The following is a 22,259-nucleotide window of genomic DNA, read 5'->3' as shown; positions in this document are numbered from 1 at the left end:
GACCCACACGCCGGCGGTGGCGTCAGGTGGGACCTTGAAGGGTCAATTGCTGAGACGGTTGATGCGACCTACATGGGACAGGTTGCGCAGGCGCTTGATGATGCGCGCCAGGTGTACCCGGTTGCGTACCGAGAGGATCAGATTGACGATCGACAGCCGAGCATCACGTTCCTCGATGTCGATGCGCTCGATGTTGGCGCCGGCGTCGGTGACCAGGGCCGCGAGCTCTGCCACCAGGCCGCGGCGGGTCTCCATTTCCAGGCGCAGGGCCGAGGGGAAGTCCTCGTTGATGTCGCTGGACCACTCCAGGACGAACAGCTTGTCCGGGTCGTTATTCAACTCACCGAGATTGCGGCATTCGACCCGGTGCACCACGATGCCCTTGCCCACCGAGAGATGGCCGATCACCGGATCGCCGGGCAGCGGTCGGCAGCAGCGCGCGAACTTGATCACCATGCCCTCTGCGCCGTTGATCACGATCGGCCCCTGGCCACCCGGCGGTTGCCCCGTGGGCGCGCCGGGTTCGCCCTGCAGTAGGCCCACCAGTCGGCGAGCCACCACATGGGCGACTCGGGTGCCCAGCCCGATGGACTCCAGCAGCGTCACTTCCTGGGTCAGCGAGTGCTCCTCGAGCAGGCTGTCGAGCACACCTTCGGGCAGCTCTTCCAGGCTGGTCTCGAACTGTGCAAGTGCCTTGTTCAGCAGTCGACGGCCGAGTTGGACCGCCTCGGTCTGCTGCTGGTGCTTGAGGGCATGGCGGATCGCCGAACGGGCCTTGGCAGTGATCACGAAATTCAGCCAGGCCAGGTTGGGCCGCGCCCCGGGAGCGGTGATGATCTCCAGGGTCTGGCCACTGTCGAGTCGGGTGGAGAGCGGGGCCAGATGGCGGTCGATGCGGCAGGCGATGCAGCTGTTGCCGATGTCGGTATGCACGCTGTAGGCGAAGTCGATCACCGTGGCGCCCTGGGGCAGCTCCATGATGTCGCCCTTGGGTGTGAAGACGTAGATGTCGTCGGGGAAGAGGTCGTTCTTGACGTGTTCGATGAATTCCAGCGAATCCCCGGCGTGGCGCTGCATCTCCAGCAGGCCCCTGACCCAGGCGCGGGCTCTGGCATGGCTGCCCTGGGCGATGGGGTGGTCGGTCTGGCCGGCCTTGTAGAGCCAGTGGGCGGCGACGCCGTTGTTGGCCAGGGCCTCCATCTCGCGGGTGCGGATCTGCACTTCGATGGGCATGCCGCCGCGGCCGAACAGGGTGGTGTGCAGGCTCTGGTAACCGTTGGCCTTGGGGATGGCGATGTAGTCCTTGAAGCGTCCCGGCACCGGCTTGTAGAGGTTGTGCACCACGCCGAGGATGCGATAGCAACTGTCGACGTCCTCGGTGATGATGCGAAAGCCGAAGACATCCATGATCTCGGCGAAGGACTTCCGCTGGTCGCGCATCTTGCGATAGATCGACAGCAGGTGTTTCTGGCGGCCGATCACCGTTCCCGTCAGGCCCTCGTCGTCTAGGCTCTGCTGGAGGTTGTTCTGGAGCTGGCGGATCGTCGAACGGCGATGGCCCCGTGCTCTGGACACCGCGTGCTTGATGCGCTCGGCCCGCATCGGGTACAGGGCCTGGAAGGAGAGATCCTCGAGCTCGACACGGATGGTGTTGATGCCCAGCCGGCTGGCGATGCGGGCATATATCTCCAGGGTCTCGCGCGCGATACGGCGCTTCTTCTCGGGACGCAGGGCCCCGAGGGTGCGCATGTTGTGCAGCCGGTCGGCGAGCTTGACGATGATCACCCGGATGTCCCGAGACATCGCCAGTACCATCTTCTGGAAGTTCTCGGCCTGGGCGACCGCCTTATCCTCGAAGGTGATCTGGGTCAGCTTGGAGACGCCGTCGACCAGCTCGGCGACGGGCTGCCCGAACTGCTGGGCCAGGGCCTGCTTGGAGATGCCGGTATCCTCGATGACATCGTGCAGCATGGCGGCCATGAGGCTCTGGTGATCCATGTGCATGTTAGCGAGGATATTGGCGACCGCCAGGGGGTGGGTCACATAGGGCTCGCCGGAACGACGGCGCTGACCGTCGTGGGCCTGCTCGGCATAGTAGAAGGCGCGCTTGACCTGCTGGATCTCGTCCCTGGGAAGATAGCCGCCGAGTCTGTCGGCCAGGTCATCGATGGTGAACATGCGGCGCGCCCTGAATGCTGCGTGATGGCTCTACGACCAGAGGGAAAGGCGCTCCTGCGCCGGGAAGGCAGGATCACTCCTCTGGGTGGCTGCCCGGCTCGAACTCAGGACGCACGCGCACCGGCGCCGCCTCGATGGGCTCGTCGAGCACGCTGGCATCGACCTTTCCTTCGGCGATCTCGCGCAGGGCCATCACGGTGGGCTTGTCGTTCTCCCACGGCAACAGGGCGTCGCGGGAGCCCCGGGCCAGCTGACGGGCACGGTGAGTTGAGATCATCACCAGCTTGAAGCGATTTTCGACGTTTTCGAGACAATCTTCGACGGTGACACGTGCCATGGACGCCTTCCTGAAATGAAATAATAGAGTACCGACGGAAAAACCCGGACGGCGTCGAGAAGCGCCCCGGGGATTCCACCGTCAGGTAGACCGGATAGATTACTCGACGCCCTGCTACCCTGACAAGCGCTGCGGCTGGGGGGGGGGTCAGGCCATTAGCGCCGCAAGCAGGGAGGCATGGTGCTCGCTCACCCGCTCGAGGGTCAGACGCCGAGAGATGACCAGCGACTGCAATTCGCGCAGGGCCGTGGTGAAGTCGTCGTTGATCACCAGGTAGTCGTATTCGTCGTGGTGGGTCATTTCGTCCACCGCGTCGCGCATGCGGCGTGCGATCACCGCATGCTCGTCGGTGCCTCGGCCGGAGAGGCGGCGCTCCAGCTCCTCCCTGGAGGGGGGCAGGATAAACACCGAGACCGCCTCGGGAAGCTGCGCGCGCACCTGGCGGGCGCCTTGCCAGTCGATCTCCAGGATCACGTCCTGGCCGGCGACGAGCATTGCCTGCACGGCGCTGCGCGAGGTGCCGTAGTAGTTGTCGAACACCCGGGCATACTCGAAGAAGTCACCCTGCTCGACCATCGCCTCGAAGGCCGGGACATCCACGAAGTGGTAGTTGACGCCGTCAACCTCGCCGTCGCGGCGCGCGCGGGTGGTGTGCGAGACCGAGACCTGGATGCCGTCGAGGCTTTCGATCAGTTCGCGCACCAGGCTGGTCTTGCCGGCGCCGGAGGGAGCGGAAACGATGAAGAGCGTACCTTGGGCCATGAGCGGTGGTCCCTGACGTTGAAACGGAGAGTGGTCGGCTGCGGAGGGGGCGGAGTATCGCACAGAATCATGGCGCGGCTGTAGCTGCCCCTGCCCCTGCCCTCATCCGCCCCCCCTCGATGAACGGTTCGCGCATCGCGGGCTCGTCTCTGGAATAATGGCGCCCCTTTTTCTTTTGCATCGCCTTTTTTCGCACCAACCTTTCGCACCGCCCGGCGGTAGTGTCGCCATTGTCCCAGGGAGCGTGACATGCCAACGGACTCTACCCACCCATCTGTGAATCCCCGTCTGGCCGAGAAAGCCCTGGCGCTGGGGGGCTTCGCCATCGGCACCACCGAATTCGTGATCATGGGCCTGATGCAGCGCATCGCCGATGATTACGGTATCGCGGTCCAGAACGTGGGCCTGGCGATCAGCGCCTATGCCCTGGGGGTGGTGGTCGGTGCGCCGCTGATCTCGGCAATCGGCGCACGGGTTCCTCGCCGTCGCCTGCTGATCGGCCTGATGGTGGTGTTCGCCGCCAGCAACCTGCTGACCCTGCTGGCGCCTTCCTTCCATGGCTTTGTCGCCCTGCGCTTCTTTGCCGGCCTGCCCCACGGGGTCTATCTGGGCGTGGCGGCGCTGGTGGCCGCCAATGTCGCCGAGCCCCACGAGCGGGGCCGCGCCGTCGGCCGGGTGCTGGTGGGCCTGACCCTGGCGATACTGGCCGGGGCGCCGCTGGCCACCTGGATCGGCGGCCTGCTGGGCTGGAAGGCCGCCTTCGTGCTGGTGGGGGCGCTGGCGCTTGCCACCGCGCTGCTGGTGCGGCTGTGGGTGCCGGTGCAGCCGGCCAATGAAGGCGCATCTCTGCGCTCCGAGATCTCGGCGATGACCAAGCCGCGGGTGCTCTTCACGTTGGCCGTCGCCTGTGTCGGCTTCGCCGGCATGTTCAGCGTGTTCAGCTATGCGATGCCGACCTTGACCCATCAGGCCGGCATGCCCGAGGCATTGGGGCCGCTGGTGCTGGCGGTGTTCGGAGTGGGAGCCGTCATCGGCAACTTCGCGGGAGGCCGCGCGGCCGATGCCCATCCCATCCGCGGGGTTGCCTTTATCCTTGCCTGGTGTTCGCTGGTGCAGCTCGGTTTCTACTTTGCCGCCGATCAGGTCTGGAGCGGTATTCTGTTCGTCGGTCTTGTGGGTACCGGTGGCGCCTTGGCGCCGGTGCTGCAGACCCGGCTGATGGATGTCGCCGGTGATGCCCAGACCATGGCCGCGACCCTTAACCACGCCGCCTTCAACATCGCCAATGCCCTCGGTGCCTGGCTGGGCGGGCTGTCGGTGACGGTGGGCCTCGGCTGGTCGGCCACCGGGTTGGTGGGCATGACCATGGCGCTGGCTGGCCTGTCGATCTTCCTCATTGCGCTGGCGCAGGAGCGCGTGGCGCAGGTGCCTGCCTGATGCATCGTCGATACTGTCCATCCAAGGAGAGCCCATGACCACTGCCGGCGATCGCCGCTCCCCGGAATCGGCGCTGCCTTTCCTGGGGGTGGCGCTTGCGTTTCTGATCACCATGATGGGCACCACCCTGCCCACGCCCCTGTACCCGGTCTATCAGACACGCTTCGACTTCTCTCAGCTGACCATCACGGTGATCTTCGCCGTCTATGCGCTGGGGGTGATGGGGGCCCTGGTGGCTACTGGGCGCTGGTCGGATCAGCTCGGGCGACGCCCGATGCTGGCGGCCGGGCTGGCGGCGGTGGTCATCAGCGACCTGATCTTCCTGTCCAGCGAAGGCCTCTCGAGCCTGCTGGTCGGCCGCTTCATCTCGGGGGTGTCCGCCGGCATCTTCACGGCGACCGCCACGGTGGCGGTGATGGAACTGGCGCCTTCGGACTGGCCGCGGCGGGCGGCCTTCCTGGCCACCGCGGTCAACATGGGCGGGTTGGGGCTCGGCCCGATCCTGGCCGGTCTGTCGGTCGAATATCTTCCCTGGCCGCTGCGCCTGGTCTATGGGGTGCATCTGGCGCTGACCGCACTGGCGGTGATGGTGGTGCTCAAGGCGCCGGAGACCGTGACCCGGCCGGCGAGGCCGAGGCTCCGGCTACAGCGGCTGCAGGTGCCACAGGAAGTCCGCGAGATCTTCCTGCCCGCGGCAATCGCCGGCTTCGCGGGCTTCGCCCAACTGGGCTTCTTCACCGCCACGGCACCGGCTTTCATGATCGGCGTGCTTGGCCATGACAACCTGGCGCTTGGCGGACTGCTCGCGGGCTCCGCGTTCTTCGCCTCTACCCTCGGGCAACTGCTCCAGGAGCGCTTCCCGGCACCCTGGCGGCTGCCGTTGGGCTGCGTCGGGGTGATTCTCGGCGCCTCGCTGGTGGGCGTCGGCATCGGGCTTGCCTCACTGGCGCTCTTCCTGCTCGGCGCCTTGGTCGCAGGCATCGGCCAGGGCATGGCCTTTCGTGCAGGCCTGGGGGCCGTCCTGCAGGCCAGTCCCGCCAACCAGCGTGGCGGCGTCGCCGCGACCTTCTTCATAGTGGCCTACATCGCCCTGTCGATTCCGGTGGTGGGCATCGGGCTGGCGGTTAGCACCTTCGGCCTGGCAACCGCCGGCATGGCCTTCGCCGGCGGCGTCGCGCTGCTGGCGGGCGCCTCGCTTGCGAGTCTCGTATGGATTAGGCGCCGCGGGGCGAGGGGGTGAGGACTTCAAGGCCTGCATGACCTAAAGCGGCGGGCTGGCCAACCTGGTGCTGGCGACACGATGCGAGGGCCAAGGTGATGGGGCCAGTGCGCCTTGAATTTGGCCTGGCAGCCGGATAACCCGGCTGCCAGGGAAATAGGCCGCCTGAGGGGGCCAGAAATTCACCGCTGAGAAGCAGAAGGTGCTGTGCTGAGTGCCAAAGGTGCTCAGTATCGAATTGATCAGCGGTTCCCTAACTTCCAAACTGTTATTGGCCGAACCAACGTGCCCGCCGCGTGTCATCGAAAGCCTGTTTGAAGTTCTTGCCGGCAATTGAGGGCGGATGATAAATCGCTTCAAGTTTCGGACCTGTCAAGAAATCAAGCTGTGCATAGCTCACGCGGCCATCGCCGTATTCGACGATACAAGTGCCCGTGCCAGTGTTACGTTCGGCCTTATTGCCCGCAATTCTTGCCAGAATGGAAGTCGACACGGATCGGGCCGCGCTTTCAGCAAATGTCCCTGATTTAGGCAATCCCGTCGCGGCCATATCGCCGATGGCATAGACACCAGGGAAACTTGTTTCCAGGGTCGGCAGGTCAATGGGAACCCAGCCGTCTTCGGTCAGACCGCTGTCAAAAACGACCTGCGGCGGCTGATGTTTCGGGACGCCAAGGAACAGGGCAAAGGGCAATTCGGTCCCGTCATCCAGAACCGCCACTCCCGGTTCGAGCCTGACGACTGTTCGCTGCCGCAACAGGCGGATACCGAATTCTTCGAATGAATCCATCAACGCCTGCGCCATCTCGGCCGAGGCAGGCATAGGGCTCGACAGCGGCGAAACAAAGGTGATGTCGCAATCCTCGCGTATACCGCGTTCGGTCAGGTAGTGGTGAAGTGTCAGAGCGCATTCGCTGGGACCGGGAGGACATTTGTAAGGGAAACCGCAAATGCCGACGATCAGCGGTCCTGAAGAAAACTCTGGCAGGACATCGCGTAGTCGGTCCGCTCCGGCGTCTGAATAAAACTCGTTACCATGCTCGGCCAGGCCTGGCGTCGCCGCCATGTCGTAGTCCGCACCCAGCGCGATCACGAGAAAATCCGCCTCATAGATGCCGCCGTCCGTGGTCACGCGTTTGGCGGTGGCATCAATCGAAGTGATCGTTTCCCTGACAAGGGTTATGCCCGGCTTTACGAATGAGGCGTAAGGCATTCCAACTTCGTCGAGCGTCGTCTTGCCGAACATCACGTCAATTCTGGAATAGCCAAAGACAAAGCTGTCTCTTTTGTCGATCACGGTGACATTGGCGTCCTCGCCCAATGCCTGCGACAAGAGTGTTGCCAGTTCCATGCCGCCAAAGCCAGCGCCCAGAATAAGAACTCGAGATTTCATGATTAACCTTTCAAGAAATGACCACCCCGAGGAAACACCCGAAATCCGTCCGGTCATTTCATGGTGGGCCAAGGGTTTGGTGGATGCGTGGCTTTGATCACGCAATTACATGGCGTCCGTGATGAGAGTAGGCCGCAGGTCGCTTTCAAAGTCAATCACGGCCCAAACCTGCCATTTCCGATGTAGTCAAGCGCCGCGGCGCAGCTTCACCAGACCTGCCGTTCGTGCATCTCGCAGCATTTTGGAGTGGCAAATGACTGCCATGCGCGAACTTCATACGACACTGATCAAACGGACCGGTCAGGATGGCACCATCAACAACGGCATCACCTGTGGTACGTGCTCCATAACCTGCGCAAAGGGTCACCGTGAACGTTGTCCGAGTCGCTGAAACGCTCGGACACTGCGTCACGAAAAAGTGTTAAGCATTGGGAAGGCGCTAATGGTCTCCACCCCGGCGCCTTCCCACCTGTTTTCCGTCAAGACAATGCCCTAACCCCGCTTCGGTTCGGTTCGGTCGCCTTAGGGAAACGCTGCACAAATCCCACCACAGCTGCCTGGCAGCCGGATAACCCGGCTGCCAGGGAAATAGGCCGCCTGAGGGGTCCAGAAATTCACCGCTGAGAAGCAGAAGGTGCTCAGTATCGAATTGATCAGCGGTTCCCTAACCGACGCATGAGGCGGCGTGAAGTCATGCGGTCTCCGTTTGGCCCTGGCTCTGAAAATAATTCTCTCGGGACACTATCTCATCGGCATGTTTGAAGGACAAAATTTTCCAGATAGCCAGGGAGGAGGGAGCCCGAGATGGGATGGCCGTGCTGAGGGGTGAGCGTTTGAAGTGGGGAGTATTCATAGGGTGATCGAGCCTTTCGGTGGGGAGTAAGGCAGTTTACTCCCCATTGTACTCCCCACTTGGCGCAGGCTTAAGCTAGACTTGGGTAGACAATCGATGCCTTATTATTGAGCTAAAACAATAGGATATAGATATTGGTGGAAGTCTGTGGGATTTACTCAATGTTCTGGATCTGCTCGCGCATCTGTTCGATCAGCACCTTGAGCTCCACGGCACAGCGGGTGGTGGCAGCCACCACCGACTTGGATGACAGGGTGTTGGCCTCGCGGTTGAGTTCCTGCATCAGGAAGTCTAGACGACGGCCCACCGGGCCCTGCTGACCGAGCTGTCGCTCCACCTCGGTGACATGGGTGGCCAGCCGGTCGAGCTCCTCGTCGACGTCGGCCTTCTGGGCGAGCAGTACCAGTTCGGCCTCGAGCCTCTGGGCATCCAGCTCGGCGCGGATCGCCTCGAGCCGCTCCAGCAGCTGGGTCCGCTGGCGCTCGAGGATCTGGGGCATCAGCCGACGCACCTCGGCGACCTGGTCGTTCACCGCGGCCAGCCGCTCGCGAATCAGCGCGGCGAGCTTCTCGCCCTCCCGGGCCCGTCCGGCCACCAGATCGTCCAGGGCGGCCTGGAACAGGGCCAGGGCCTTCTGCTTGACTGCCTCCATGTCCGGGCCGCGACGGTCGAGCACGCCCGGATGCCCGAGCAGGCTGAGGGCATCGGGCATGGCGGCGCCGGGCACGCTGTCGCGGACCTCCTCCAGCGCCGCGGCCAGGGCTGCCAGGCGCGCGCGGTCGACGGCCGGAGTGGCCTCCTCGCCGCTGGGCTCGAAGCGCAGTGTGCACTCGACCTTGCCCCGGGCCAGGCGGGCGCGCAGCGCCTCGCGGAACGTCGGCTCCAGGTCGCGCAGCGCCTCGGGGAGGCGGAAGTGGGGCTCCAGGTAGCGCTGGTTCACCGAGCGCAGCTCGAGCTGCAGGCGGCCGGCCTCGGTGTCGCGATCCTGGCGTGAAAAGGCGGTCATGCTGTGAACCATGGTGCCTCCCGATGACCCGTGATGTCTCTGGGGTCGCAGTGTAACCGATTCCCCGGCCAGACCGTGTAGACCAGAGCGTGTAGAATGGACGCCATTCCACGGGTGTCTTCCCGTGTTCATCACGATTCAAGAGAGGTGCCATGTCCTCGGAGATCCGGCGTCCCAGCGGACGCGCCCCCGACCAGTCCCGCGATATCCGCATCACCCGCGACTACACTCGCCACGCCGAGGGCTCGGTGCTGGTGGAGTTCGGTGATACCAAGGTGCTGTGCAACGCCAGCGTCGAGGCCGGGGTACCGCGCTGGCTGCGCGGCAAGAAGCAGGGCTGGGTGACCGCGGAGTACGGCATGCTGCCCCGCGCCACCCATACCCGCGGCGGTCGCGAGGCCACCCGCGGCAAGCAGGGCGGCCGGACCCTCGAGATTCAGCGGCTGATCGGTCGTTCGTTGCGGGCGGTGGTGAACCTCAAGAAGCTGGGCGAGTTCACCATCACCGTCGACTGCGACGTCATTCAGGCCGATGGCGGCACCCGTACCGCTTCCATCACTGGTGGTTGCGTGGCGCTGATGGACGCTATTCGCTATCTGCAGCGCGAGAAGCTGATCAAGGGCGACCCTTTCCACCAGCTGGTCAGTTCCGTCTCGGTGGGACTGTTCAAGGGCATGCCGGTGGTCGACCTGGACTACCCCGAGGACTCGAGCGCCGACACCGACATGAACGTGGTGATGGCCGAGGGCGGCGGGCTGATCGAGGTGCAGGGCACCGCCGAGGCAGGTACCTTCAGCCGTGCCGAGCTCGATGCCATGCTCGACCTGGCCGAGAAGGCCGGCGGCGAGCTGTTTGCCCATCAGCGCGAGGCGCTGGGCATTCGCGGCTGAGGGGGTCCCCCGAGACGAAGGGCTATCGGTGGATCAGCCTTGAGGGGATACCACAACGCAACGCGCCGGCCCTCGGGCCGGCGCGTTGCGTTCCGGGCGGGCCGGAACGGAGACGAAGGGCTTGCATGATCAGAGCGTCAGGTCGTACTCGACAATCAGCGGCGCGAACTCCGAGAAGGTCGCGTCATAGTCGATCCAGGCGTCCACCACATGGCGACGGAAGTTGGGGCCGACGATCTGGTAGTCGATGCGCCAGCCTTCCTGGCGGGAGCGCGGCTCCTCCTGGTCGAGCTTCGGCCACCAGGTGTACTCACCGGCGTCGCGGTTGATCTCGCGGAAGGTGTCGATGAAGCCGGTGGGGCCGAAGACCTGGTCCATCCAGGCACGCTCCTCGGGCTTGAAGCCGGGGGTGGTCTGGTTGTCGGCCCAGTTCGCCAGGTCGATGGTCTTGTGAGCGACGTGCCAGGTCCCGCAGATGATGTATTCGCGGCGCTTGCGGGCCATCTTCGACAGGTATTCCTGATATTGGGCCATGAAGGCCTGCTTGGCGGCATAGTCGCTGCCGTCGGGCATCAGGAAGCTGGCGATGCTGAAGCGGTCGTAGTCGGCCTGCAGGAAGCGGGCCTCGTGGTCGCACTGGGCGAAGCCCAGGCCGTACATGATCGCCTTGGGGATCTGGCGGCAGTAAAGGCCGACCCCCGAGAAGCCGTCCTGCTCCGCATCGAGGAAGTAGCCCTCGTACCCCTCCGGGTAGAGGATGCTATCGTCCAGCTCGAAGCTCTTGGCCTTGAGGTTCTGCACGCAGACGACATCGGCATCCTGGTTGGCCAGCCAGTCGAGGAAGCCCCGACCGACGGCCTCGCGGATGCCGTTGACATTGATGGTGGCGATTTTCATACGTGGTCCCTTTTTCTTCGCGCGTGTATGATACCCGACGTTTCGACGTTTGGGTAAATGGCCCCGTTCTATAGACGTGATAAAGGCCCTTGACCGTGTAGATGAGGAGGCCCCGTGGCGGATCAGCCTGGCGCGCAGCGCATGCAAGCCTACCAGCGGGAGTTCATCGAGTTCGCCATCGAGCAGGGCGTGCTGAGCTTCGGCGAGTTCACCCTGAAGTCCGGGCGCGTCAGTCCCTATTTCTTCAACGCCGGCCTGTTCCGGACCGGTGGTGCCCTGGCGCGGCTGGGACGTTTCTATGCCCGGGCCATCGAGGCCAGCGGCCTCGAGCTCGACGTACTTTTCGGTCCGGCTTACAAGGGCATCCCGCTGGCCGCCGCCGCCGCCGTGGCCCTTGCCGACCACCATGGCCGCGACCTGCCCTATGCGTTCAATCGCAAGGAGGCCAAGGATCACGGCGAGGGCGGCAATATCGTCGGCGCCGAGCTCGCTGGACGCATCCTGATCATCGATGACGTAATCACCGCCGGTACCGCAATCCGCGAGGTGATGGGCCTGATCGAGGGCGCGGGCGCCCGGGCGGCGGGGGTGGTGATCGCCCTGGACCGTCAGGAGCGCGGCCGTGACGAGGACGACCCGCGCAGCGCCATCCAGGAGGTGGAGGCCACCTATGGCATGCCGGTGGTCAGCATCGTCACCCTGGACCTGGTGCTCGAGTACCTCGAGGAGCACGCCGGCGAGGCGCTCAAGGGCCATGCCGAGGCGATCCGCACCTACCGCGACCGCTACGGCGTGCGAGGCGACTGAGCGCCGAGGGGCATGATACTCGCGCCAGCCGATCGTCCCTCGGGCCCCTCACGGGGCCCGAGCGCTTTGCGAGCCCTTCATATCAGGAGTCGTTGATGCTTGACGTGGTGCTCTACCAGCCCGAGATACCGCCCAATACCGGCAACCTGATCCGGCTGTGCGCCAACACCGGTTTCCGGCTGCACCTGATCGAACCGCTGGGCTTCACGCTGGACGACAAGCGCCTGCGGCGCGCCGGGCTCGACTACCACGAGTGGGCCCGGGTCCGGGTCCATGCGGACTGGGCGGCCTTCCTCACTGCCGTGGCGCCGACGCGGCTCTTCGCCGTCTCCACCCGGGGACGTACCGGTTACCACGAGCCTTCCTATCGCGAGGGCGACGCCCTGGTCTTCGGCCCCGAGACCCGCGGGCTGCCTCAGGCGCTGCTCGATGCCCTGCCCGAGACCCAGCGCCTGCGCATTCCCATGCTGCCCGACAGCCGCAGCCTGAACCTCTCCAATGCCTGCGCGGTGGTGGTCTTCGAGGCCTGGCGTCAGCTGGCATTCGTGGGGGCCGGCCAGCCGGGTTCTGGCCCAGCCCTGGCCGAATCCCACGAGTCTGTGAGGAACCCCTGATGTCCACGTCCATCGCCAGCCGGCTCGCCGGCCTCAACCCCCGCCAGCAGGAGGCCGTGCGCTACATCGACGGGCCCTGTCTTGTGCTGGCCGGGGCGGGCTCGGGCAAGACCAGCGTGATCACCACCAAGATCGCTTACCTGGTGCAGGAGTGTGGCATGAGCGCCCGGCGCATCGCCGCCGTTACCTTCACCAACAAGGCCGCTCGGGAGATGAAGGAGCGGGTGGGCACCATGCTCAAGGGCAAGGAGGGACACGGCCTGACCGTCTCCACCTTCCACACCCTCGGGCTCAACATCATCCGCAGCGAGCTCAAGGCGCTGGGTTACCGGCCGGGCTTCTCGCTGTTCGACCCGGAGGATGCCAAGGCGCTGCTGCGTGACCTGATGAACAAGGATGCCCAGGTCGACGCCGACCAGATCAACGCCGTGCAGCATCAGATCTCCCAGTGGAAGAACGACCTGGTGTTGCCCGGGCAGGCGCTCTCCCATGCCGCGGACGACGACGAGCAATATGCCGCGCGGGTCTTCGAGGCCTATGTGCGCCACCTGAAGGCCTATAACGCCGTGGACTTCGATGACCTGATCCTGCTTCCGGTGGTATTGCTGCGCGACGACCCCGAGGCGCTGGCCCGCTGGCGTCGCAAGATCCACTACATGCTGGTGGACGAGTATCAGGACACCAACATCAGCCAGTACCTGCTGGTCAGGCTACTGATGGGCGAGCGCTCGACCTTCACCGTTGTGGGGGACGACGATCAGTCGATCTATGCCTGGCGCGGGGCGCGCCCCGAGAACCTGGTGACCCTGGGTGAGGATTTCCCGCGACTCAATGTCATCAAGCTCGAGCAGAACTACCGCTCCACCGGCACCATCCTGCGCGCCGCCAACACCCTGATCAGCCATAACCCCCACGTCTACGAGAAGACCCTGTGGTCGAACATGGGCCAGGGCGAGGCGATCCGCGTGGTGGTCAATCGTCACGAGGAGGCCGAGGCCGAGCGGGTCGCCAGCGAGATCCTCACGCGGCGCATCAAGGAACGTGCCGAGTGGCGCGACTTCGCGGTTCTCTACCGTGGCAACTTCCAGGCCCGGCTGCTGGAGCTGAAGCTGCAGCACTACCAGGTGCCTTACAAGCTCTCCGGCGGCACTTCCTTCTTCTCCCGGGGCGAGATCAAGGATGCCATGGCCTACCTGCGACTGCTGATCAATCCGGCCGACGACAATGCCTTCCTGCGCATCGTCAATGTGCCGCGGCGCGAGGTCGGCCCAAGCACCCTGGAGAAGCTGGCCAACTATGCCAACGAGAGAGGTATCTCGCTGTTTGCTGCCTGCCATGAGCTGGGGCTCGCCGAGCAACTGCCCACGCGTGCCGTCGAACGCCTCGGCCGCTTCACCCATTTCATCGACGGCGTACGGCGGCGCATGGACCAGGGCGATGCCATCGAGGCCATCCGCGGCATGCTGCACGAGATGGACTACGAGGCCTGGCTCTACCAGAACGCCAGCGCCCCGACCATCGCCGAGCGCCGCATGGCCAATGTCTGGATCCTGGTGGACCAGCTCGAGAAGTCGATGCAGCAGGATCCCGACGAGAGTTCGGTCAGTGAGGAAACCGAGACCGATGACGTGGAAGCGGCAATCTCCCGGCTGGTACTGCGCGACATCCTCGAGCAGCAGGCCGAGGAGGATGACTCCGACCGGGTGCAACTGCTGACCATGCACGCTTCCAAGGGGCTGGAGTTTCCCCACGTCTACCTGATGGGCCTTGAGGAGGAACTTCTGCCCCACCGCAATGCCGTGGAAGCGGGCACCGTGGAGGAGGAGCGGCGCCTGGCCTATGTGGGCATTACCCGGGCGCGGCGCACCCTGACCCTGACGCTGGCCCGCCAGCGCAAGACCTATGGCGAGCTGATGGACTGCACCCCCAGCCGTTTCCTCGACGAGCTGCCGGAGGGTGATCTCGAGTGGGAAGGCCGCGCCGACCGCGAGGACCCTGAGAAAAAGCAGGCACGAGGGCAGAACGCCATCGCCGGGCTACGCTCGTTACTGGATTGACTGCCGGGAGGCGGAAACGCAAGCGGGGCGCCCATAGGCGCCCCGCTGCCTTTCCGTAGCCCTGAGCTTACTGCACGGGCGCGAGCAGGTGATCGACCGACGCCTGGACCTCGGCATCGGACAGGTTAGGGTTGCCGCCCTTGGCGGGCATGGCATTGAAGCCATTGATGGCATGGCTATAGAGGGTCTCGGTGCCCTTTTCCAGGCGCGCGGACCACTGGTCGGCGTTCCCGCGTACCGGAGCGCCGGCGGCACCGGTCTCATGGCAGGCCATGCAGACGGAGTTGTAGATCGCCTCGCCATCGATGCCGGCCGTAGCGGCCTCGGCGGCTGCCTCGCCACTATCAGCGCTTTCGCTGCTGCTCTCCTGGGCGGGCACGTCCATGACCGGATCCATCAGATGGGCAACCGCGGCCTGGACCTCATCGTCGGACAGGCTGGGGTTGCCGCCCTTGGCTGGCATGGCGTTGAAGCCGTTGATGGCATGGCTCACCAGGGTCTCGAAGCCCTTGTCGGTTCGTCCGGCCCAGGCGGCTTCGTCACCGCGCACCGGTGCTCCGGCGGCACCGGTCTCGTGGCAGGCCATGCAGACATTGTTGTAGATGCCCTCACCGTCGATGGCGCCGCCACCGGAGGCGCTGCCGCCGCTGGCCGCCGCCATCGCGGTGCCACAGTCCTCGCCCTGCAGGCAAAGCTCACCCACCGGCTTCAATCGTTCTGCGATGGCATCGCGCTCCGCATCGTCCTGTGCAACGGCTATGCCTGCGGTCAGGCCTGCAGTCAGGCCCAGGGTGGCCAGACACCCCATGATCAGCTTGCTGGATTTCACTCTCACCACCTCTCGACGGTCCTGTAATCGGAATCACGCTCGGCATCACGGCAGCCGTTGGTCGCCACGGCGCGCATAACTGCTCGGCAGTATACCGGCATCGCCAACGCCTGGAAAATGCCACAGGCTCATACCATCGCCGGGGCAGGAGGATGTCCGCTGGACAGCGCCGGGACGGGCGGGTAGGATGGCGGCCGCCTCGCGCCACACCGCCAGGCATGTGCGCCCGTAGCTCAGTTGGATAGAGTATCGGCCTCCGAAGCCGAGGGTCGCAGGTTCGAATCCTGCCGGGCGCGCCACGAATTCAAGGGCCTGCGACATTGTCGCAGGCCCTTTTTCATGCGTCTGTCAATCTGGCGTCCTGTCCGGAAACCGCTACCTTCATATCCGCGTTTTGATCCAGATGATCGACTCGGGCACCATTCTGGTTTCGCCTACGGGCAGCATGGATCGCCAACGAACAAGGACGCGACATGGCTCACCTGCTACGCATCGTGATGATCCACGGCCACCTCGAGGGCGTGGTTGAGCTCAGTGTGGACGGCCACACCAACATTTGCGGCACCAACGCATCGGGCAAGACCACCCTGCAGCGCCTCGTGCCAGTGTTCTATGGCGAGCAGCCCAACAAGGTAGTGCCGAAGACTCGACTCAAGTTCGACGCCTTCTATCTGCCGCACCGCAATAGCTACCTCGTCTACGAGTATCTCCGCGAGGAGGGCGACGTCTGTCAGGCCGTGCTGACACGCAAGAGCGATGGCGGCGTGGAGTATCGCTTCGTCGGGTCTCCCTATCGCCCCGAGGATTACCTGGTTAAAAGCGAGGGCGGTGTCGCCGGTCTGGATTACGCCCAGTGGGCCAATGGCCTTCGCCTGCAGGGTGTCTCGGTCTCGCCCAAGTTAGGCGCCACCTCCGAATTCCGTTCGGTGATCCAGAACGACTTCACCCAGCTTGGCGTTTCCCAGCCCAGGGGGAATAGCAAGGAGGGGCTGCGGCTGCGCCAGGTGGCGGCCCGTTTCAGCCTGGTGCGCCCCGGACAGCGCATCCGGCATATGGAGAAGCTGGTCTCCGCGGTGCACGCCAAGGAAGGCAAGATGGACACCCTCAAGACCATGCTGGCGGCGATCTTCGAGGAGGACGGTGTCGAGCTGCCGGTGACCCGCATCCGCAACACCAAGGCGCGGGAATGGATCGACCGCATGCGTCAGTCGATGCGTCTGGAGCCCCTTCAGCGCTCGCTGGCTGCCCTGGAGAGTCTCGATCGCGAGATCGCCGATATCGAGACCTCACTTTGGCAGCTGGGCCCCCAACTCGAGGCCGACCGCCACCGCGCCGACCGCGAGAGTGCAGACCTTGAGGCGCAGATCCAGAGTCAACAGCGTGCGTTTCAGGCTCGGGAAGAGACTTACCAGGAACACAGTCAGGTGCTCAACGACAGGCTCAGCGCGCTCGACAGCGAGCTGAGCAAGACGCGAGCCGACCTCGACGACCTGCAGCGCCAGTTCGAGGCCTTCGAGGAGGCCGACATGCCGGGCCTCGAACAGGACCTCAAGATGCTATCCCAGTGGCGCGACCAGCAGCAGCAGTTGCGTGACCACCTGGAGCTGATGCAGCAGGCGGTAAAGGAGAGCAAGGCCAGGCTTGAGGCGCGTCTGGTGGAACTGGGCGACTCCCTCGAGCAGCGCCGCGATGAGTACCAGGCGCTGATCGATGCACTGGGCGAGGAGAAGGAAGCCTGTCGCGACAAGCAAAGCGATGCCGAGGGCCGCCTTGACGCCGACTACCAGGCTCGCCGCCAGGCCCTGGACGACGACTACCGCACCCGCCTGGAGCAGGGTACCGCTCGGCTCTCCGAGCTAAAGGCGCAGCTTTCCCATAGCGCCCAGACCACGGAGGAGGCCCGTGAGGTCGAGCAGGCGCAGGCCCGGGTCGACCAGGCCCAGAGCGAGCAGGGTGCTGCTTCCGCCGCCATGGAGAGCGTTCGAACCGAGCTCGATGAGCATAAGCAGGAGCGCGAGGCCGCCGAGCGCGAGCTGGAAAGGGCTCGAGCGCAGCGCTCCCGCGCCGAGGCGCACCGAGAAGCCCTGCTGATTCAGCGCGACCCCACCCAGGGCAGCCTGCGCCATTTCCTTCGCCACCATCGCCCGGGCTGGGAGAAGGGCTTGGGCAAGGTGATCGCTCCCGAGCTCCTCGAACGCCGCGACCTGGCGCCTCAGCTCAACGAGGACGCCAGCGACGACCTCTTCGGGCTGGCGCTGGACCTGGCCGCCATCGCGCTGCCCGACTATGCCCAGGACGAGGCCAGCCTGCTGGCCGAGATCGAGGCCGCGGACGCGGCACTGAGTGAGGCACAGGAGGCAGAGAAGGCCGCCGAGAAGACACTCCGTGCCTGCCACCTCAGGGTGCAGGAAACCGATGCACGCCTCGACCGTGCCCGTGGCACTCGGCGCCGCGCCGCCGAGGAGGTCGATTATGCCCTGCAGGCGCGCAGCCATTGCCAGCAGCGCCACGCCGCTGCGCAGAAGGCCCGTCAGGCTGCCTGCCGAGAGGCCCTAAAGGAGCAGGAGGCTGTGCAGCAGACGCTACGCGATGAGCAGCGTCAGGCCCTGGATGCCCTGGCCGACGGACACCGCGCCCAGCGCCTGGAGCTGACCGCCGATTTCCAGGGGCAACTGGCCAGCTTCGATCAGCAGATCGCCCAGCATCGCCGCCAGCTGGACGATCACAGGGAGGAGAACCGCCGCCAGCGAGACGAACTGCAGGCCGCCTTCGACCGCGAGCTGTCCGAGCAGGGCGTAGATCCGGTCACCGTGCGCGAGACCCGCTCACGCCTCGAGGATCTGGGCCAGCGCATCCGCCAGACCATGGATCGGCAGGACGAGTTGGATGCCTATCGCCGCTTCATGCGTGTCGACTGGGGCGAGCGCAAGCCGCACCTGGTAGAGAAGGAGGCCGAACTCTCCCGCGAGAGTCAGCAGCTCGAGCGCGAACGCGAACGGCACAGGGTCGACTTCCGCACCGCCCGCAGCGAGCACCAGGCGGCGGAGAGCGCGCTGAAGGCCCGCCGCGACGCGGCCAGGGCGCTGGTCGAGACCCTTGCCCCGCTACTCGTCACACTCGAGGCCCTGAGCCTCGACCCCGCCCCGGAGCCCATCGGCGAGGCCTTGGGTGATGCCGATGAGCGCATCGAGCGCGTTCGCCAGGGGCTTGCCGACCACGCCCGCGAGATCGACGCCCTGCGCCGCGGCTGCGAGAAGATCGAGTCCGAGCTGATCAAGGGCGCCAGCGCCGACTTCCAGGACATGCTCGGGGCCGAGCGCGCCAAGCTAGAGGGCGAGAGCCCGCGCCGACTCTTGCCGGTGATAGCCGGCATGCTCCAGCTGCTCGAGGGACAACAGCAGCAGCTGCTGCAGGAGGGACGCAACCTCAGCGACGACCTCGACAAGTTCTTCACCGTGTTCCGCGACCTCAACCGGCGCATCAATGCCCAGAGCCGGCGTCTCTCCGACGAGGTGGCCGACGATCTCAGGCTCGAGGGTATCGGCCGCGCCGAAGTGAAGATCCAGTCGACCATCGACGAGCTCGGGTTCTGGGAGCCGCTCAAGCGTTTCGCCCAGCGTTACCACGAATGGCGCGACTCGGGTCAGCCGTTGCCCGGTGACGACTACCTCGATGCCTTGGCCGACGTGGTGGAGCTCTTGCGCAGTGATCAGCAATACAGCTTCGAGAGCCTCCTGCGCCTGGAGCTCCACCTCAACGAGGGTGGCACGGATCTGGTCATCAGGAACGACCGCCAGCTGCTGGAATCCTCAAGCCACGGCATGGCCTACCTGATCCTGTGCAAGTTTCTGCTCGCCTTCACCCGACTGCTGCGCGGCCAGGCCGAGGTGGCCATCCACTGGCCCATCGACGAGATCGGCACCCTGGCCTATCACAACGTCGAGAAGCTGTTCGAGGCCTGCGACAACAACCGCATCCATATCGTCGGCGCCTTTCCCAACCCGGAGTCGGACGTGTTGCTGCTGTTCCACAACCGTTACCTGATTGACCGCGATGAGGCCGCCCCCAGCCAGCGTCGCCTCAAGCGCATCGAACCGCGCCTGAGCCGGCTGGCTCAGCGCCTGCAGGCCCGCGCCGAGGAGGCTGCCTCATGATCGAACCCTCAGTGTTCGAGCGCTCCATGGTGGAGCATGGCCCACTGATCGAACGCCTGCTGGCCGGCGAGTTCATCTGTGCGGTGAGCGACGAGAGCGCCTTCCGCCGTCTGCAGGAGGACGAGGTTCGCGAGCAGCTTGATACCTACCTGCTCCCGCTCAACCGCCGCCTGGCCACCAACGACGAGGGCAGCGTCTATTTTCTGGCCTGGCGCCAGCTCGACGAGGGCGCTCGCGAGCAGCTCTCGCGCCAGCTGGCGGACACCGTCAACAGCCTGCTGCCGATGCTGGAGTGGCTGCAGCTGGTGCAGGAGACGCTGGGTCGCGACGGCCTGGCCGCTCCCGGTGACGTGCTCAAGCCCGCCGATTTCAGCTCGCGTTGCGAGGACAACCAGGGCCTGCGCGAGCGTCTCGAGCGGCTGGCCACCGACCCCTTCTTCGGCTCTCAGAGCGACCAGCTCGACGCCCAGCTCAAGCAGGTCTTCAAGCGCCTGAAGGAGCACGGCTACCTGCTCCAGCCTCACGCCGATCGCCAGTACTTTGTGGTCACCGCCAAGATCGACTACCTGGTCGACCTGGTGCGCTTCATCCGCGACGAGGAGAACCTGCCCTTGGATGATCAGCCCCCGGCTAGCCAGGAGAGCCTGCTGTGAGTGACAGCGACCCACACGCCCTGGAGAGCCGCCTGATCGGCACCGGCGTCGAGCGCCTGGCGCTGCTCGGCAAGCACGCCGAGGCGCTGATGGCCGGCTATGCCAGGGACGAGGTGCCCCTGGAGGGGCTGAGCACCACGGCACTCAACCGGCTGCTGGCGGCGCGCATCCTGTGGCGGCCGGATGAGCAGAGCGGGGTGAAGCTCGCCCCCAAGGTGCGCGAGCTGATCGCCGAGATGCTTGCCGACGAGACTCGGCGCCACGTCAACGCCGACGTGGCCGAGACCCTGGAGCTGACGCGCACCTTGGTGCAGAGCTATCGCGAGGCCCGCGATGCCGGGGAATACTGGCGCCAGGAACAGCTGTTGCTGCGCCTGCGCCAGGAGGTGGATGACCTCAACGGCCGCTTCGCCGACGCCATCGACAGCCTTTGGCGGCGTCTCAACAGCGACTTCGGCTTCGTCAGCCGCCTGGGCGACAAGATTCGCGAGAACGAGCGCGCCCAGAAGCAGATCGTCCGCCTGCTCGATGGCCTGGAACTGATCGACTTCCACGAGCTGATCGAGCTGGTGGGCAGTGATGGCGTCCTGCGCAAGCTGCTGGTCAGCGGCCTGCAGCACCAGCTCACCCAGCACTACACCAGTCTGCGCGAGGTGCAGCGGCGCATGGTCGAGCTGATGGCGCGCTTCCGCCAGCAGCAGTCACGCAGCCGTCTGGTGGCCGGGATGGCAGGCTTCCTTCGTGAACATTCGGGCTTCGTGCCCGGCAACTATGCCCGGCGCGGCGAGGTGCCGGCACTGGTCAATCGCGCCGCTCCGCTGATCGCCGCTGGCGCGGCGTCCCTGGATCACCACCCCGATACTCGAGTGCTCACCGAGCTGCTGCATCAGCTGCCGCGGCCTACCCATCGCCCGGAACCGGTGACCGCCGCCGGCGCCGCCGCTCCTCAGCAAGACACGCTAGTCGCCGCTCGCCAGCAGGCGCTCAAGGAGGACGTGGAGCGCTTCTATCTCTCGGTGGTGGACCGCGGCGGTGAGGGGCTCAGCGCCCTGGAGTTCCTACAGGAGGGCGAGCTTGCGTGGGACGAGGAGATCTGGCTCTTCCAGGTGATTGCCGAATTCCAGGGCCTCCCCAGAGGCGAGCAGCGCGCCTTCTGTCTGCATCAGCAGGAGAGCCAGGCCAGCCCCTTCAACCACCTGCGGCTGATCCATGACGTCAGCCTGGAGCTGAGGGCGGGGGCATGAACCTCTCGTCGCGTGCGCGCCACCTGCTCCGCGACGCTGGCCAGGCGCTGCGTAGCACTCCCAGCGTGGAGAAGCGCCGCAGCCAGGTGGTGAACGAGGTCGTGGCATGGTGCGAGGCGCACGATATCGAGCTCGGCCCGCGCCTCACCCACGCCCGTCTGCAGTTCGACTCTGAGCTGATCTCCCGCATCGACGAGACCCTGGCCGCTCTGGGCGAGCCCGCCATCGCGGCCGAGCTCAGCGGCCTGACCACCGCCGAGCAGGCTCACCTGGGTAACCGGGAGGAGAAGAGCGTCCGCGAGAAGCCTCGAGACCGGCGCGTGCTGGCGAGCTTTTCTGCTGCTCTGGAGCAGCGGCCGGGCCTGGCCAGACACCCCCGAGATTTCCTCGACCTCGACTGGCGTGGCCTCGACCTCGACGCCTTCGACGTGCTGGTTCAGGTCGAGAACCTCGACGGCTTCTACGCCTTCGAGCCGACCATGTCGGCGTTGGCCAACGGGTCACGACCGCTGGTGCTTTACCGTGGCGACCGCCACTACGGAGGCGCCTTCGCCAGGGTGGCCGAGGCCTGGGCGGAGAGCGCCAGGCCCCACCTCTATCTCGGCGACTTCGACGCCAAGGGGCTGAGCATCGCCCTCGCCAGTAGCGCCACACACCTGCTGCTGCCGCCGCATGAGAACCTTGCCGAGCGCGCCAACGCCGCGCACCTGCCGCCTGGGCAGCAGAGCTACCAGCCGGCCCTGCGCGACCACGCCGCCCGCCTGCCCGTTGGCCACCCGCTGGCCGACTACCTCGTCATCCTGCTTCGTGAGCAGCGCGGCCTGCGTCAACAATGGTTTGGTGATCCACTGCAAGCCGTGCCTCTGGGTGAGTCTGGCAAGGCGTACTTGTCGGGTCCTGGGTGATTCACTACCCGGGTCCCGACCCAA

The 22,259-nt window shown here is 65.4% G+C and carries 17 protein-coding genes and 1 tRNA gene; 11 read left to right on the top strand and 7 right to left on the bottom strand.

The window, feature by feature from the left end:
- Nucleotides 1-42 precede the first annotated feature (42 nt).
- The 3 genes from ABE960_RS09820 to gmk form a co-directional block, all read right to left on the bottom strand.
- Nucleotides 43-2,178, bottom strand: coding sequence for a RelA/SpoT family protein (locus ABE960_RS09820; protein WP_349762083.1), 2,136 nt, complete (start codon nt 2,176-2,178; stop codon nt 43-45).
- Between the two features lie 73 nt (nt 2,179-2,251).
- Nucleotides 2,252-2,515, bottom strand: a complete 264-nt coding sequence (rpoZ, locus tag ABE960_RS09815) for a DNA-directed RNA polymerase subunit omega (RefSeq protein ID WP_071943283.1) — start codon at nt 2,513-2,515, stop codon at nt 2,252-2,254.
- Between the two features lie 147 nt (nt 2,516-2,662).
- Nucleotides 2,663-3,277 carry a guanylate kinase gene (gene gmk / locus ABE960_RS09810; protein WP_349762082.1) on the bottom strand — a complete coding sequence of 205 codons (615 nt, stop codon included), beginning with the start codon at nt 3,275-3,277 and terminating at the stop codon, nt 2,663-2,665.
- Between the two features lie 249 nt (nt 3,278-3,526).
- Between gmk and ABE960_RS09805 the strand changes: the two genes are divergently transcribed.
- Both ABE960_RS09805 and ABE960_RS09800 read left to right on the top strand, forming a co-directional pair.
- Nucleotides 3,527-4,714, top strand: coding sequence for an MFS transporter (locus ABE960_RS09805; RefSeq protein ID WP_349762081.1), 1,188 nt, complete (start codon nt 3,527-3,529; stop codon nt 4,712-4,714).
- A 34-nt stretch (nt 4,715-4,748) separates the two neighbouring features.
- The gene (locus tag ABE960_RS09800; RefSeq protein ID WP_349762080.1) at nt 4,749-5,954 is read left to right on the top strand and encodes an MFS transporter; all 1,206 of its coding nucleotides are present in this window, start codon (nt 4,749-4,751) and stop codon (nt 5,952-5,954) included.
- A gap of 247 nt (nt 5,955-6,201) precedes the next feature.
- On the opposite strand, the gene ABE960_RS09795 is transcribed toward ABE960_RS09800, so the two are convergent.
- Both ABE960_RS09795 and ABE960_RS09790 read right to left on the bottom strand, forming a co-directional pair.
- On the bottom strand, nt 6,202-7,326 hold the full coding sequence (locus ABE960_RS09795) for an NAD(P)/FAD-dependent oxidoreductase (RefSeq protein ID WP_349762079.1): 1,125 nt from the start codon (nt 7,324-7,326) through the stop codon (nt 6,202-6,204).
- 1,007 nt (nt 7,327-8,333) lie between these two features.
- Nucleotides 8,334-9,197, bottom strand: a complete 864-nt coding sequence (locus tag ABE960_RS09790) for a YicC/YloC family endoribonuclease (RefSeq protein ID WP_349762078.1) — start codon at nt 9,195-9,197, stop codon at nt 8,334-8,336.
- Nucleotides 9,198-9,337: 140 nt separating this feature from the next.
- Between ABE960_RS09790 and rph the strand changes: the two genes are divergently transcribed.
- A complete protein-coding gene (rph, locus tag ABE960_RS09785) occupies nt 9,338-10,075 on the top strand; it encodes a ribonuclease PH (RefSeq protein WP_349762077.1) in 738 nt (245 codons plus the stop codon).
- A gap of 129 nt (nt 10,076-10,204) precedes the next feature.
- Here the strand turns inward: rph and ABE960_RS09780 are convergent, their stop codons facing one another.
- Nucleotides 10,205-10,972, bottom strand: coding sequence for an exodeoxyribonuclease III (locus tag ABE960_RS09780; RefSeq protein ID WP_349762076.1), 768 nt, complete (start codon nt 10,970-10,972; stop codon nt 10,205-10,207).
- A 141-nt stretch (nt 10,973-11,113) separates the two neighbouring features.
- Here ABE960_RS09780 and pyrE point away from each other — a divergent pair, with 141 nt between their 5' ends.
- The 3 genes from pyrE to rep all read left to right on the top strand — a co-directional run bounded on the left by pyrE (nt 11,114) and on the right by rep (nt 14,450).
- On the top strand, nt 11,114-11,779 hold the full coding sequence (gene pyrE / locus ABE960_RS09775) for an orotate phosphoribosyltransferase (protein ID WP_349762352.1): 666 nt from the start codon (nt 11,114-11,116) through the stop codon (nt 11,777-11,779).
- A gap of 95 nt (nt 11,780-11,874) precedes the next feature.
- Nucleotides 11,875-12,393, top strand: a complete 519-nt coding sequence (gene trmL, locus ABE960_RS09770) for a tRNA (uridine(34)/cytosine(34)/5-carboxymethylaminomethyluridine(34)-2'-O)-methyltransferase TrmL (RefSeq protein WP_349762075.1) — start codon at nt 11,875-11,877, stop codon at nt 12,391-12,393.
- Nucleotides 12,393-14,450, top strand: coding sequence for a DNA helicase Rep (rep, locus tag ABE960_RS09765; protein WP_349762074.1), 2,058 nt, complete (start codon nt 12,393-12,395; stop codon nt 14,448-14,450). Before trmL ends, rep begins: the two co-directional genes overlap by 1 nt.
- A 67-nt stretch (nt 14,451-14,517) precedes the next feature.
- Here the strand turns inward: rep and ABE960_RS09760 are convergent, their stop codons facing one another.
- Nucleotides 14,518-15,279 (bottom strand): c-type cytochrome, encoded by a 762-nt coding sequence (locus tag ABE960_RS09760; RefSeq protein WP_349762073.1) that lies wholly within the window; start codon nt 15,277-15,279, stop codon nt 14,518-14,520.
- A gap of 222 nt (nt 15,280-15,501) precedes the next feature.
- Between ABE960_RS09760 and ABE960_RS09755 the strand changes: the two genes are divergently transcribed.
- The 5 genes from ABE960_RS09755 to ABE960_RS09735 all read left to right on the top strand — a co-directional run bounded on the left by ABE960_RS09755 (nt 15,502) and on the right by ABE960_RS09735 (nt 22,235).
- Nucleotides 15,502-15,578, top strand: a tRNA-Arg gene (locus tag ABE960_RS09755).
- Between the two features lie 174 nt (nt 15,579-15,752).
- Nucleotides 15,753-19,433, top strand: a complete 3,681-nt coding sequence (locus ABE960_RS09750; protein ID WP_349762072.1) for an ATP-binding protein — start codon at nt 15,753-15,755, stop codon at nt 19,431-19,433.
- A 26-nt stretch (nt 19,434-19,459) separates the two neighbouring features.
- The gene (locus ABE960_RS09745) at nt 19,460-20,086 is read left to right on the top strand and encodes a condensin complex protein MksE (protein WP_349762351.1); all 627 of its coding nucleotides are present in this window, start codon (nt 19,460-19,462) and stop codon (nt 20,084-20,086) included.
- The gene (locus tag ABE960_RS09740; RefSeq protein ID WP_349762071.1) at nt 20,083-21,330 is read left to right on the top strand and encodes a hypothetical protein; all 1,248 of its coding nucleotides are present in this window, start codon (nt 20,083-20,085) and stop codon (nt 21,328-21,330) included. Before ABE960_RS09745 ends, ABE960_RS09740 begins: the two co-directional genes overlap by 4 nt.
- Complete coding sequence (locus ABE960_RS09735; RefSeq protein ID WP_349762070.1) at nt 21,327-22,235, top strand: DUF7281 domain-containing protein; 909 nt, start codon at nt 21,327-21,329, stop codon at nt 22,233-22,235. Before ABE960_RS09740 ends, ABE960_RS09735 begins: the two co-directional genes overlap by 4 nt.
- The last annotated feature ends 24 nt before the right edge of the window (nt 22,236-22,259 follow it).

The sequence above is a fragment of the Halomonas aquatica genome (assembly GCF_040196335.1).
Classification (GTDB): domain Bacteria; phylum Pseudomonadota; class Gammaproteobacteria; order Pseudomonadales; family Halomonadaceae; genus Halomonas; species Halomonas aquatica.
This window is presented reverse-complemented; position numbering and strand designations above follow the sequence as displayed.